This is a genomic window from Rothia sp. L_38 (assembly GCF_050689125.1).
In the GTDB taxonomy this organism is placed as follows: domain Bacteria; phylum Actinomycetota; class Actinomycetes; order Actinomycetales; family Micrococcaceae; genus Rothia.
On the sequence record NZ_JBOEQD010000006.1, the window covers coordinates 63,391 to 75,819 of the forward strand.

Sequence of the window (12,429 nt, forward strand, 5' to 3'; positions counted from 1 at the left end):
TGCCCAATAAACAGGAGTAAACTAAACCCTTTCGTACAAATAGAGAATTACCCGAACCTATGAACTCAGCACCCACCAAATCATCACCGCTCATCAGCATCGTGGTCACAGCCCTCATGCTGTTCTCCATGTTCTTCGGCGCAGGCAACCTCATCTTCCCCGCCATGCTCGGTGCAGAAGCCGGTGAAAACTTCACCCCCGCCATCACAGGCTTCCTGGTGACCGGCGTCCTCATGCCCATCTTGGCCGTTATCGCGCTCGCCGTCACCGGCCGCGACCTGCAAGATTTGGCGGCCCGCGGCGGAAAAATCTTCGCCCTCATCTTCCCTCCCCTGGTCTACCTCTCCATCGGTGCCCTCTACGCCCTGCCGCGTACCGGTACCGTCAGCTATGCCATGGCCGTAGACCCCTACCTGTCGGTGGACGGCATGGTGCCCACCCTCATCTTCTCTGCCGTCTTCTTTGGCATCTCCTACCTGCTGGCTATGAACCCCACCGGTATCGTCGACACCCTGGGCAAGTATCTGACTCCCGCCCTGGTGATCCTGCTGGGTGTGCTGGTCGTGATGAGCTTTATTACCCTGCGCACTCCCTCGGCTGCACCGACTGAAGACTACGCCACCGGCGCTTTTGCCACCGGCTTCGTCAACGGCTACATGACCATGGATTCCCTGGCAGCTCTTGCCTTCGGCATCATCGTGATTGCCTCCCTGCGTGAAAAAGGGGTGACCGGACGCAGCGAGATGCTCCGCAGCGTCGCCTTGGCCGGCGGTATTGCCGGCGTGCTTCTGGGTGCGGTCTACCTGGGCCTGGGCTATATTGGCGAGCACATCGCGGACGGCCAGGGATACAAGGACGGCGCAGCCCTGCTCACCGACGCCGCAGCCCAGACCATGGGCGGCCCCGGAGCCGTCGTCTTCGGCCTCATCGTGCTGCTAGCCTGCCTGACCACCTCGGTGGGCCTCATCGGCGCGACCAGCTCTTTCTTCAACAAGCTGGTGCCCTCGGTCTCCTACCGCACCTGGGCTATCATCTTCACCCTGATTGCCTTCGCGTTGGCGTCCTTCGGCCTTGAAGGGCTGATGGGCTTCGCTATCCCCATTATCACCACCCTCTACCCTCCGGCCCTGACCCTGGTCGTCCTCACTCTCATTGAGGCCGCCCTGCGCGCCCCCTGGATGAACCTCACCCACCGCTTCGCCCTGCTGGTCTCGGTGATTTGGGCCCTGCTCATGACCCTCAACTCCCAGGGTCTTGGTTCAAACGTGATCGAGCCCCTCATCAGCTGGGCCCCCGCCCACGCCTACGACCTGGGCTGGTTCGTACCCACTCTGGTTGCCACCCTCATCGGCGCCGCCATCGACCTGGTACAGCACCGCCGCACGTCCGCCCGCTAAGCCGGGCACCGCCCCTGTATGAGGGCAAAAAGAAAGGGTCTTGCTCCCGCATCTGCGGAGCAAGACCCTTTGCTGTAGAGAGGCCCGCGCTGAGGGGAACCACAACCATCAACGCGAGCCCGTCTAACGAGTTGCGAGGTGGTTCATTCAACTCAAATTTAGAAAGCCTCTAGGCAACCCGTCATAAAGTTTCTTCAAAAATAAACAATTGACAGCCTCAGCAAAACTCTACCCGATGAAGCTAAGGAAATAAACCTGCGGTGCTCATAAAGGCAGGTCTTTGTGAAACATTACATCTCTATGTCATTATCACGTTACCAACCAGCCTCTCACCTGTTGCTACGAGTACATCTACGCATACCTTGCCCCGCCTCACACCCGGATAAGAATCACCTGTGAAAACAGCCCCAAAGCCCCCAAATAGCGGTTAAGGTACCCCTAAACTTCCGCGGTTGGCTACCCTTAGAAGTATGAGCAGCACAGCAACCGATATCGCCAAGAACCTTCCGGCCCTTGAACACCCCGACGGGTCGCCGATTCGCGCCCTCGTGGTAGACGATGAGCGCATGCTCGAAGAGCTGGTCAGTGTGGCACTCAAAATGATTGGCTGGGAGGTTAAATCAGCGGGTGAGGGCCCCGCAGCCCTGGCTATCGCTCGCGACTGGCGCCCCGACGTCCTCGTGCTCGACATCATGATGCCCGGATTCGACGGTGTTGAGCTGCTCTCCCGCATCCGCAAGCTCTACCCCGAGGTGCCCTGCCTCTTCCTCACAGCCAAGGACTCCGTGGACGACCGCATCGTCGGCCTGGCAGCCGGCGCCGCCGACTACGTTACTAAGCCCTTCTCCATGGAAGAGGTCATCATCCGCCTGCACCGCCTGGTGCAGCGCTCCGGCGTAGCAGCAGCTAACGACGCTGAACTCGTAGTCGGCGACCTGGTGCTCAACCAGGACACCCGCGAAGTCACCCGAGGTGGCGAAGAAATCCAGCTCACCGCAACCCAATTCGATCTGCTGCGCTACCTCATGGAAAACGCTAAGCGCGTGGTCTCTAAGGCCCAGATTCTCGATAACGTCTGGAACTACGACTTCGGCGGCCAGGCCAACATTGTGGAACTCTACATCTCCTACCTGCGCAAAAAGATTGATGCGGGCCGTGAGCCCATGATTCATACCGTGCGCGGCGCAGGCTACGTCATTAAACCCGCCAACCAGTAGGACCCATGGCAGCACCTTCACAGTCTGCGGGCAGTCCTGCGCCCGCTTCGGGGCAGGAGCAGGCCCAGGACGCAGTCCCCACCGGGCTGCGCACCGCCCCCCACCTGCGCACCAAGCTCATCGCCATTCTGGTGACCATGCTGGGTATCGCCTGCCTGATTATTGGCGTTTCGAGCTACATTGCCCTCTCTAGCTCTCTCATGGACCGGGCTTACGGGCAGCTCGACGAAGCCGCCCACCGAGCGGTTTCTTTCAAACCCGGTGGTCCTGCCGGGCAAAGCAGTAGCACCGAGGTAGACGGCTGCCAGCAGTTCAACGGCCGCACCACCCTCGACGCCCCCGGCCAAGGGCCCGGTACTCTGAGCCTGTGCACCGCCAACGGCCAGACCGTGGTGGCTGGTCTACTTGACTCGGTTGGCTCCACCCAGACCCTCAGCGATGCCGACCAGCAGACCCTGCTGGCGCTCTCCACCTCTAACGGAACCGTTGAAGTAGACCTTGAGGTGGGCGAATACCTGGTTGTCATGCAGGATAACCCGGTCAGCGAGGGCGTCATCGTCACCGGCGTACCCCTGGCAGAAACCCACCGCACCCTCGCTGTGCTGGTAGCTGTGATCGCTGCCGGTTCGGTTGCCGTGATGATTGGTGCTGGTGTGCTGGGCTCCTGGATTATCCGCCGCACCATGCAACCCCTTGAGCGGGTCTCGCAGGTCGCAGCGGGTGTCGCCCATATGGACCTGGCCCTCGAAACCCTGCCCGAGGCAACCCGCGTGCAACCCGCGGACGCCCACCCCGGCGACGAGGTAGGAGCGGTTGGGTATGCCCTCAACCAGCTCCTAGACAACGTGCAGTCGGCTCTTGAAGCGCGCTCGCGCACCGAAGAGCAGATGCGGGTCTTCGGTGCGGACGCCTCCCACGAGCTGCGGACGCCCCTGGCGGCTATCAAGGGGTATGCCGATATGATTCGCTGGACCGAAACCCTCACCGACCAGGGTAAGACGTCGCTAGAGCGCGTGAACTCGCAGACCGAACGCATGTCGCGCCTGGTCGAAGACCTGCTTCTGCTGGCCCGCCTCGACGAAGGGCGCGAGCCTGAGATGACCGAAGTGGATCTGACCGAACTGCTGGTAGAAAACGTCATGGACCTGCAGGTTGCAGCCCCCTCTCATATCTGGCAACTCAACCTGCCCGAGGACGTGGTGGAGGTGCGCGGCGACCGCTCCCAGCTGCAGCAGGTGCTGTTGAACCTGCTCTCGAACGCCCGGAAGCATACGGACGAGGGCACCACGGTGACCGCCTCCCTGTCGATTTCTGCCAGCGGCCGCGAGGCCATCATGAGCGTGAGCGATAACGGCCCCGGCATTGACCCCGAGTTCAAGAGCAAGATTTTTGACCGCTTTACGCGGGCGGACGCTGCCCGCTCCGGCTCCGATGGCACCACCGGCCTGGGGCTTCCCATCGCCAAGGCCATTGTGGAAGCCCACGGAGGTTCTATCGATGTAGTCTCCCGCCCGGGGCGTACCGAGTTTACGGTGCGTTTGCCCCTGCTGGGGGCGTAGGCTGGGGGGATGACCCCTACATTCCGCGCTACCTGGCTCGTCTTTCTGGGTGGTGGAGCAGGTGCCCTGGTGCGGGCCCTGCTCCTGGCTGCCTTTCCCGTCTCTGGCACCCTACCCGTGACCGTGCTGGTGGTGAACTGGGTGGGAGCCTTCCTGTTGGCTCTGTTGACGGGCGCCCTGCTTGCCGCTGCCCCGGGAGGGGCTTTATCAGCTCGTGCTGAGGAGCTCCGTCTTACGCTGGGTACCGGCTTTCTGGGTGGGTTCACCACCTACTCCACCTTGGCCCTCGCTCTGGCTCAGCTGACCTTGGGCGGGTACTGGGGGGTGGCTGCCGCCTATGCCCTGCTCTCGCTGGTTGGCGGCTACCTGTTGGCCTGGGCTGGTTGGCAGCTCGGGGGCAGATGGGGGGAGGATCGGACGCCCGCCCCACGCCGGTAGGCCAGCTCGTGGAACGGGGGAGTAAGGCATGGTCTACCTCTTAGTCTTTATCGCCGGTGGCGCAGGCGCTGCCCTGCGCCTGTGGGTTGATGCCTGGGTTAAGGCCCTCGTGTCAAGGCTCTGGCAAGTGTCTATGCCGTTTGGGACATTCTTTATTAATGTCACTGGGTCCTTTCTTCTGGGCTGCCTTACCGGCCTTCTTGCTGCTCATAGCAGGCCCATTCCCGGTGCGGAAACTTTTGTAATTACAGAAAATCTCACCCTCATTCTGGGAGTGGGCTTTTTAGGTGGCTACACCACCTTCTCCACCGCCCTGCTCGAAACCCTACGAGCCTCCGGTAAGCTGGCCACCGTCGTCCTTGCCCTCGGCCAACTATTTGCCGCAACCGCTGCCGCCGCGGCCGGGCTGACCTTGACCGCCCTCATCTAGTCTCTCGTTATTCTTCTCTGTTATGACCCAGCTAAACCCGGTACACTCAATCACTCAGATTCTTGTTGATATATAAGGCTATGCGGTACTACTTCTACTTCTCGATTCCCGTGCTCCAGCAGGCGCTTTCCCTCTGGGCCCTGCTCATGGTGTTTATCGTGCCCGCCCTCTGGTGGTTTGGCCGCCACCTGCCCACCCGCAGGCTCCTGCGCCGCATAGCTGCCACGGGCGTCCTGGTGCTCTACGCTACCGGGGTCATCGCCTACACCTTCCTACCCCTGCCCGATAACGACGTCTTTGTCTGCCCCGACGGCTGGGGCAGCACCTACCCCCGCTTTTCTTTGGGCTGGAGCATGGAGTTCGCCGTCGCCGCCAACGACAGCCTGCTCGGCGCCCTTTTCTCCACCTACGTGCTGCAGATGCTGCTGAACGTGCTGCTCTTTGTGCCCTTTGGCCTGCTGGCCCGCTGGCGCTGGGGGGCTAGTTTTCGCACCGTGCTCTTTGCTGCCTTTGGCACTTCGCTCGCGATCGAGCTGACCCAGCTGACCGGTATCTGGGGTTACTACGACTGCGCTATCCGAACCTTTGACGCCGAAGACATCTTCAACAACACCCTGGGTGCCGTACTGGGCTGGGGTGCCCTCGCCGTGTGGCAACACCGCCATACCCTGCCGGGGCAGCTGCGTCGCCTCTTCGGGCGCTAGTGGGGCGGGTGCGTCCGCCCTTTTGATCCCCGCGGACGCCCGCCCGGTAGCTTCCCTGTCTTAGTGGGTGAACGCGCCGGTGGGGGCTTGGTCACAGCTCTTGGAAAAGAGGGCGATAAACCGCTTAAGTGTTAGGGCACTTTTACTCCTAAGCCTTGCCGCCAAAAACCCAATCATTCACACTTAAACCCAAGTGAAGCAAACTATGGGCTGAAGGATCCGGCACCTGCCGGGGCATACTGGCCCCCGACACTTGCGGAGAAACACGTGAACACTATCAGCCCCTACCTGGCCGAATTCTTGGGCACCATGATTATGGTGACCATCGGCTGCGGCGTCATTGCCACCGTCGAACTACGCCGTTCCAAGGGCCACGGCGACAACTTCTTCACCATCGCCTTCGGTTGGGGCTTTGCCGTCACCTTCGGTGTCTACGCCTCCCACGCCTACTCCGGCGGCCACCTCAACCCCGCCGTCTCTATCGGCCTGGCCGCCTACGGAGAGTTCGACTGGGCCATGGTGCCCGGCTACATCATCGCCCAGGTCGCCGGTGCCATGGTGGGTGCGGGCTTCGTCTTCCTCAACTACCTGCCCCACTGGAAAGCCACCGCAGACCGTAAAATCAAGCTCGGTGTTTTTGCCACCGTGCCCGCCATTCACAACTACTTCACCAACGCTCTCTCCGAAATTATCGGCACCTTCCTGCTGGTCTTCTCAGCCCTCTATGTGGGCGTGAACTTCACCCCCGTCCTTGAGGGTTCAGAGCTGGCGCTCAACCTGAACCATGTGCTCAAGCCCCTGGCCTTTGGCTTCCTGGTCACTGTGCTGGTGATTGGTCTGGGTGGCCAGACCGGCTTTGCCCTCAACCCTGCCCGCGACTTTGGCCCCCGCCTCATGCACGCCCTGCTGCCTATTCACGGTAAGGGGAGCTCCCGCTGGTACTACGCCTGGGTGCCGGTGTGCGCTCCCATCGCCGGTGGCATGATGGGTGGGTCCTTCTTCAGGCTCTACTACGACGGCCAGTTCTCTATCTTCCAGGTGGTCGGCGTCGTGCTGGCTCTGGCCGTGCTCGGGTTTGGCCTGTGGGCTAACAAGCACATGTACCGGTCTAAGTCGGCTGAGGTGCTGCCCCAGAGCGAGGACACCGAGGCTACTGCCGCGTCCGCTGCTGCCACCTACGTGCCCACCGGCAAAATCCCGGTCGTGCAGAAGAGGGCCTTCTGGGAGTAACCCACTCGGTGCTGTGCAGACTTCTTGGGCTGTGTGCAGGGTTTTCTCTGCACACAGCCCAAGAAGTCTGCACCGACCCTATCTAGGCGCGGTCTTGCAGATCGCTCCAGGGCTGGGTGCGGCTCACTAGATGGAGTTTGACGGTGTAGCCCGCACCCAGTTCGCTGGTGAGAGTCTCGCGCAGTCTCTCCCCCAACTGCCGCCAGACCCGGGTTGTGGGGCTGGTGGGGTCTTCTGGGTCCATGTCCATGTCCATGTCCATGTCCAGATCTTCCCAGAGATTAGCCCATTCGCTCAGCAGCTGCCGGGTTTCCAGGGCCAGCTCAAGATCTTCGGCCAGACCTTTCCCGTCTGCGTACCAGAGAGGGAAGAATTCTCCCCAGTCATTGGCAAGGGCCAGGTGCACGGTCTGCGAATGCGGCCCGATACGCCACTGGGTTACCGGGGGTAGGCCGGGCTCCTCGTAGAGATCCCTGTGAATCGCCCGCACCAGGGGTTCTAGGGAAGAGGCGGCGCGGACGTCCGCCACCTCGTACTTGCCCCTGGTAAAGGGGAGGTTTTCCTGGGCCCCTACCAGCGGGAAGCCGTAGACAATATCCCAGTTGCCGCTGCGCTGAACATACAGGGTCATGCTGTTGAGCCAACTCAGCTTCAGCACCCAGCAATCGGTATCGGTGCTGGCCACACGACGCAGGGTGGCGGGCCGGTAGCCCTGTTGTGCCTGGGAGTAGTCCCTATAGAACCCTTCGGGCCACAGGCTCTCAGGCCGTGCCCTGCTGGCGGTTGCTGCCAGGTCCCGCACATTGTCACAGGAGGGGCGGACGGGTACGAAACCCCACCAGCGCAGCGGAGAGGCGGGCAGGGCTAGGGTTAGATCGACCTCTGATACCGTCTGGGTGGCAGAGGTGAGATAGGGCAGGTTGCTACAGCGGGTCACCACCCCGGGCGTGAGCCGGGGCCAGGTCGCCGGGTAGGGCTGGTTGCCCAGTTCTCGGTCAATCAGGGCTCGGACGCCCCGGCAAAAGCCAGCGAGAAGCTCCAGCTCCTCGGTGAGTTCATCACCCGTAACGGCAGGTTGAAAGACGCCCGGGCTGGTTTCGGTTAGGACGGGGAGCCCCTCCCCGCTGAGTAGGGGAGCCGACGAAGCGGTAATCTGCCAGGTGCCGGCGTCCGCGTACTCTCCGTGCCCAGCGCGATAGAGGGCGCTGACCTGCACCCCCGCCACGGTGTCGGGGCGGTAGGTGACGGTAATCTTCCCCCGGCCGGGCGGCTGGGGCAGGTGCTGTTCCACCTCTCCCTGAAGATAGACCAGGAGGGAGGGCTCACCCGCCCGCTCAAGGCTGACGGGAACCGTCAGAATACCGGCCAGGGCCGGGTGTAGGCCCGGCGCCGACGGGTAGGGAATAAAGTGATATGGGGCACTCATAAGGCCCAGTCTAGATACCCGGCCCTATTCCTGGCTAGCCCACTCCAGCACCTTGAGCATGAAGCGGTCGCAGGCCTCAATCTGGGCCAGCTCAATCCACTCATTGGGGGTGTGAGCCTGGGCGATATCGCCGGGACCGCACACCACCGCCTGCACCCCGCCATAGAGGGCAAACTGGCCAGCCTCAGTACCGTAGGTAACCTTCTGGGCCTCCACAGAACCGGGGCGCCCCGCCCACTCGTTGGCCAGGGCAATAATCTCAGCACCGTCAGCAGTACCCAGGGCAGGGACGGCAGCCAGAAGCTCATGGGTAATACCCACGGCATCCACAAACTCGCCGGGCGCAGCGCCAGCCAGGGCCTCAGCGTCCGCCGCCCGCGCCTTGAGGGCAGGAAGAAGATCATCGGCAATCTTGGCCTCCACCTGGGCTACTACCTCGTCGGTAGTCATCTGGGGAACCGTGCGGAAATCATACTCCAGCACCACGTGCTCACCCACAATGTTGTACTGAATACCACCGCGGACAAAGTTCACCCCGCCGGTGGAATAGGGCACCACGAACCCCTCATCAAAGGGACCCTCAGCTCGCCAGGTACCGGCCAACTGCTCAAAGAAAGTAATAAATTCCGCCGCCGGTGCCAGGGCGTTAACCCCGTGAGGGCCCAGGGAGGCATGCTTGGCGATACCCTTGAAAGTCACCCGGCCGCGGTGGGCACCCTTATGGGCAGAAATAACCTGCATCATGGACGGCTCACCAATCACCGCAAAATCAGGGTTAATACCGCGGGCCTTAAAATCTCTGACCATGGCAGGCGCACCCACACAGCCAATTTCCTCATCGTAGGAAAAAGCGAAATGAACGGGCCTAGCCAGCTCCGCTTCACGCAACTGGGGCAGCAGCCACATAGCCGACCCAATAAAAGACTTCATATCCGACGCCCCGCGCCCGTATAGCTTGCCGTCCTTCACCAGGGGCGTGAAAGGGTCAGTGACCGTCCAGGCCTGGCCCTCAACCGGCACTACGTCCGTATGCCCCGACAGCACCACACCGCCGTCCGTACCACCATCAGCGGCGGGCACGGTCACGAAGAGGTTGGCGCGCTCGCCGTCCTCGCTGTAGGTGTAGTGCGGGGTCAGGCCGTGAGCCTCAAACTCAGCCGCCAGCAGGTCGAGCACGGGGCGGTTGCTGGTCTGGCTGATGGACTGCGCGGCAATAAGCTTTTCAATCCAGGGAAGAGATGCAGGGAGTGTCATAGCACCAGTCTAAAACCCCGGGCCTGCCGGGGACGCTAGATTACAGGGCTGAATGGTCGCCCAAGCCGTGGAAACGGCGAGCGTGGTAAACGGTGGGGGCTGCGTTGGCGTCGTGGCGGATGAAGTCGGTGACCTCAGCGGTAAAGACCACGGCAGGGCCCGCATTGAGGGTACCCAGGGGGCGGATGCGCAGCACCCGGCTTACCCCGTGCAGCAGGGGCTCGCCGGTGGGCAGGCGGTCCCAGGTGGAGGTATCGCCAAACTTATCGGCCTTGCTGACCGAGAAAAGCTTGGCGACCTCGATGTTATCGGCACCAATCAGGTGAATCAGGAAAGAGTCAGCGTCGATGATGCGGGCAGCCGAACCGGTGCGATCCTTGAAAGAAAAAGACACGATGGGAGGCTCAGCAGAAACCGACGACAGGGACGAGATGGTCAGGCCACCCGGCAGCCCGTCGGAGCCCTCAGCGGTGATGATGGCAACGCCGGCTGCCTGGGCGCCGAAAGCCTCGCAGAAAAGTTCGGTGGCGGTCTTCTCGCTGATATTTACCTGGGTGGTCATGGTCGGTTTTCCTTTGTGCGGCTGCTTGGGGACTACAGCGCTGGGAGCGCTTGGTCTTCAGCCTAGGACTTCAGATGCACCAAACCCTAGCCTTTCTCACATATTGCCCCTATGAGTAGAACTGTGACACTGTTACGTGCGCGGGCTGTAACAAAGAGTAGAAGCCGTAGCAGGTTAAGCAGGCAGGTGCTCGCTACCTGCTCCCGGTACAGCCGGACGCGCCCGCCCCGCCTTCGTGCGTGAAGGCGGGGCGGGCGCGTCCTTGCGGGCTCTTGTAGTACTACTTCTTCTTATTGAGCTGGGCTGCCTGGGCGCCGAACTTCTCAAGCAGCTCGGGCATATCCATGGGTGCGGTGACTACCTCAATGAAAACCAGCTTGTCACGGTTCTCCTTAGCCACCCGGCAGGCCTCGTCGAACTCGCGAACCGTAGCAGCGCGTAGCGTGACCGTGTTAGAGTCTGTGCCGCCGAAGGCCGCCGGAATCTTCGACCAGTCGTAGGCGGTGATGTCGTTGTACTGGGCCTCGACGCCGTGAATAGACCGCTCAATCGTGTAGCCATCGTTGTTAATCAAGAAGACCACCGGGTTCACGCCCTCGCGGATGATGGTGCCAATCTCCTGAATCGTCAGCTGGGCTGAGCCGTCACCCACCATCAGCACACCGCGGGAATCAGTATCGGCCATAGCCGCGCCCAGCAGGGCCGGAATAGAGTAGCCAATCGAACCCCACAGGGGCATGCCGATAAAGCGAGAATCGCGTGGGAACTTACGGGTTGCCATGCCGAAGAAAGAAGTGCCCATATCGACCACAACAGTGTTCTTCTCATCCAGGTTTGATGAAAGTACCTTCCACAGCACATCCTGCGTGAGGGCATCGTCGGTGATATCGGGCAGAGGTTCCTCGCTGGTGGGAGCCTCAAAGGGAGTGCCCTTGAGGCCCAGCTCCAGGGACACTTCCTTAACGATGTTCAGAGCGCTGGCCATGGTCAGCGGGGCGTAGTGGCGCTCGGCGATGCTGGTGCTCTCTGCCCCGATGTTAATAACCCGGCCAAAGTCTATCTGATGTGAATATATGCCGGTTGTGGTATCTGTAAATTCCACGCCAGCACAGACCAAAACCTCGGCGTCTTCTACCACTGAGCGGGTGTGCTCAGCCGATAGACCACCCACGTAAATTCCTGCAAAGTTAGGTTCGGTCTCATTGAGCACAGCTTTGCCCCACATGAGGGACGCAAAAGGGAACTTGGTCTCGGTAACCAGGGCGCGGACGTCCTGCACCGCCCCCAGGCGCTCAGCCATGATGTCTGCCAGCACCGTCACGCTCTTACCGCGCATAAAGTCGGTGACGGCCTCCTTAAAGAGGGTTTCGATGTCAGGAGAAGAAACGTGGCTATCCACATCAAGCGGACACGACGGCGGGGTAGCCGGCATGGTGGACACATCAACCGGCAGCATCAGGTAGCCCGGCTTGCGGTGGATGACGGCGGTGCGGATGACGCGGTCAATATCGGTGGCGGCGGTCGCCGGGTGCAGGGCCGCAACCGCAGCAGACACCTCGGACGCCATACGCATAAAGTGCTTGAAATCGCCATCGCCCAGGGTGTGGTGCATACGCAGATGGGAATTCTGAGCTGAGAGGCTGGGGGCACCCACAATGTGAATCACGGGTACGTTCTCGGCATAGGAACCAGCGGTCGCGTTAATGGCCGACAGCTCGCCCACCCCATAGGTTGTTACTAGGGCGCCTAGCCCCTTAACACGGGCATAGCCGTCCGCCGCATAGCCGGCGTTGAGCTCATTAGCGTTGCCCACCCAATCAAGCTTCTCATGCGCCAATACGTCGTCGAGGAAGAAGAGGTTAAAGTCCCCGGGCACACCGAAAACCTTATCAACGCCCAGCTCAGCCAGGCGATCGAGAATGTAATTACCAACTGTGTAGGTCATCATTGACTCCTTAGGAAGGTAGGAAAGCACAGCAGGTTTGTGACCTGTATCATTCATTTCTAGTCTAAAAGGGCGAACCCACCCCGGTTTGGGCGGTCAGTGTCACCACCTGGGGCGAGGGTGCATGAATCATGTTTGGAGGACTGCGCAAAGACACATGGGAAATAATGCGTGACCATCATGATTTCCCGGACTCGTACATGCTGCCCACTCGCCTCCTCAACCTGCTGCTACCTACTGTGCAGAGTTATGAACGCAGCCCTCTTC

The 12,429-nt window shown here is 61.2% G+C and carries 11 protein-coding genes; 7 read left to right on the forward strand and 4 right to left on the reverse strand.

The features are described from left to right. The first annotated feature begins 59 nt into the window (after positions 1–59). From brnQ to ACRCJM_RS06055, 7 genes are all read left to right on the forward strand, one after another. The gene (brnQ, locus tag ACRCJM_RS06025; RefSeq protein WP_431464189.1) at positions 60–1,397 is read left to right on the forward strand and encodes a branched-chain amino acid transport system II carrier protein; all 1,338 of its coding nucleotides are present in this window, start codon (positions 60–62) and stop codon (positions 1,395–1,397) included. Between the two features lie 470 nt (positions 1,398–1,867). Continuing rightward, positions 1,868–2,614, forward strand: coding sequence for a response regulator transcription factor (locus ACRCJM_RS06030; RefSeq protein WP_431464190.1), 747 nt, complete (start codon positions 1,868–1,870; stop codon positions 2,612–2,614). Positions 2,615–2,619: 5 nt separating this feature from the next. Then, positions 2,620–4,173 carry a sensor histidine kinase gene (locus ACRCJM_RS06035; RefSeq protein WP_431464191.1) on the forward strand — a complete coding sequence of 518 codons (1,554 nt, stop codon included), beginning with the start codon at positions 2,620–2,622 and terminating at the stop codon, positions 4,171–4,173. Between the two features lie 9 nt (positions 4,174–4,182). Then, the gene (locus ACRCJM_RS06040; RefSeq protein WP_431464192.1) at positions 4,183–4,611 is read left to right on the forward strand and encodes a fluoride efflux transporter FluC; all 429 of its coding nucleotides are present in this window, start codon (positions 4,183–4,185) and stop codon (positions 4,609–4,611) included. A gap of 28 nt (positions 4,612–4,639) precedes the next feature. Beyond that, positions 4,640–5,041: a fluoride efflux transporter FluC gene (locus ACRCJM_RS06045; RefSeq protein ID WP_431464193.1), complete on the forward strand. Its 402-nt coding sequence runs from the start codon at positions 4,640–4,642 to the stop codon at positions 5,039–5,041. 80 nt (positions 5,042–5,121) lie between these two features. Continuing rightward, positions 5,122–5,745, forward strand: a complete 624-nt coding sequence (locus ACRCJM_RS06050; protein WP_431464194.1) for a VanZ family protein — start codon at positions 5,122–5,124, stop codon at positions 5,743–5,745. 267 nt (positions 5,746–6,012) lie between these two features. After that, positions 6,013–6,975, forward strand: a complete 963-nt coding sequence (locus ACRCJM_RS06055; RefSeq protein ID WP_431464195.1) for an MIP/aquaporin family protein — start codon at positions 6,013–6,015, stop codon at positions 6,973–6,975. An 82-nt stretch (positions 6,976–7,057) separates the two neighbouring features. On the opposite strand, the gene ACRCJM_RS06060 is transcribed toward ACRCJM_RS06055, so the two are convergent. From ACRCJM_RS06060 to ACRCJM_RS06075, 4 genes are all read right to left on the reverse strand, one after another. Then, entirely contained in the window at positions 7,058–8,401 is a 1,344-nt protein-coding gene (locus ACRCJM_RS06060) for a hypothetical protein (RefSeq protein WP_431464196.1), read from the reverse strand. Positions 8,402–8,425: 24 nt separating this feature from the next. After that, entirely contained in the window at positions 8,426–9,655 is a 1,230-nt protein-coding gene (locus ACRCJM_RS06065; RefSeq protein ID WP_431464197.1) for an acetylornithine deacetylase, read from the reverse strand. A 40-nt stretch (positions 9,656–9,695) separates the two neighbouring features. Then, positions 9,696–10,217: a flavin reductase family protein gene (locus ACRCJM_RS06070; RefSeq protein ID WP_431464198.1), complete on the reverse strand. Its 522-nt coding sequence runs from the start codon at positions 10,215–10,217 to the stop codon at positions 9,696–9,698. A gap of 280 nt (positions 10,218–10,497) precedes the next feature. Further along, positions 10,498–12,162: an alpha-keto acid decarboxylase family protein gene (locus ACRCJM_RS06075; protein WP_431464199.1), complete on the reverse strand. Its 1,665-nt coding sequence runs from the start codon at positions 12,160–12,162 to the stop codon at positions 10,498–10,500. Positions 12,163–12,429 lie beyond the last annotated feature (267 nt).

Bases quoted from the DNA above. Each gene is read 5' to 3' on its own strand.
- ACRCJM_RS06075 (WP_431464199.1), bottom strand. From the start codon at position 12,162: ATGACCTACACAGTTGGTAATTACATTCTCGATCGCCTGGCTGAGCTG.
- ACRCJM_RS06060 (WP_431464196.1), bottom strand. From the start codon at position 8,401: ATGAGTGCCCCATATCACTTTATTCCCTACCCGTCGGCGCCGGGCCTA.
- ACRCJM_RS06070 (WP_431464198.1), bottom strand. From the start codon at position 10,217: ATGACCACCCAGGTAAATATCAGCGAGAAGACCGCCACCGAACTTTTC.
- ACRCJM_RS06035 (WP_431464191.1), top strand. From the start codon at position 2,620: ATGGCAGCACCTTCACAGTCTGCGGGCAGTCCTGCGCCCGCTTCGGGG.
- ACRCJM_RS06065 (WP_431464197.1), bottom strand. From the start codon at position 9,655: ATGACACTCCCTGCATCTCTTCCCTGGATTGAAAAGCTTATTGCCGCG.
- ACRCJM_RS06050 (WP_431464194.1), top strand. From the start codon at position 5,122: ATGCGGTACTACTTCTACTTCTCGATTCCCGTGCTCCAGCAGGCGCTT.
- ACRCJM_RS06030 (WP_431464190.1), top strand. From the start codon at position 1,868: ATGAGCAGCACAGCAACCGATATCGCCAAGAACCTTCCGGCCCTTGAA.
- ACRCJM_RS06040 (WP_431464192.1), top strand. From the start codon at position 4,183: ATGACCCCTACATTCCGCGCTACCTGGCTCGTCTTTCTGGGTGGTGGA.
- brnQ (WP_431464189.1), top strand. From the start codon at position 60: ATGAACTCAGCACCCACCAAATCATCACCGCTCATCAGCATCGTGGTC.
- ACRCJM_RS06045 (WP_431464193.1), top strand. From the start codon at position 4,640: ATGGTCTACCTCTTAGTCTTTATCGCCGGTGGCGCAGGCGCTGCCCTG.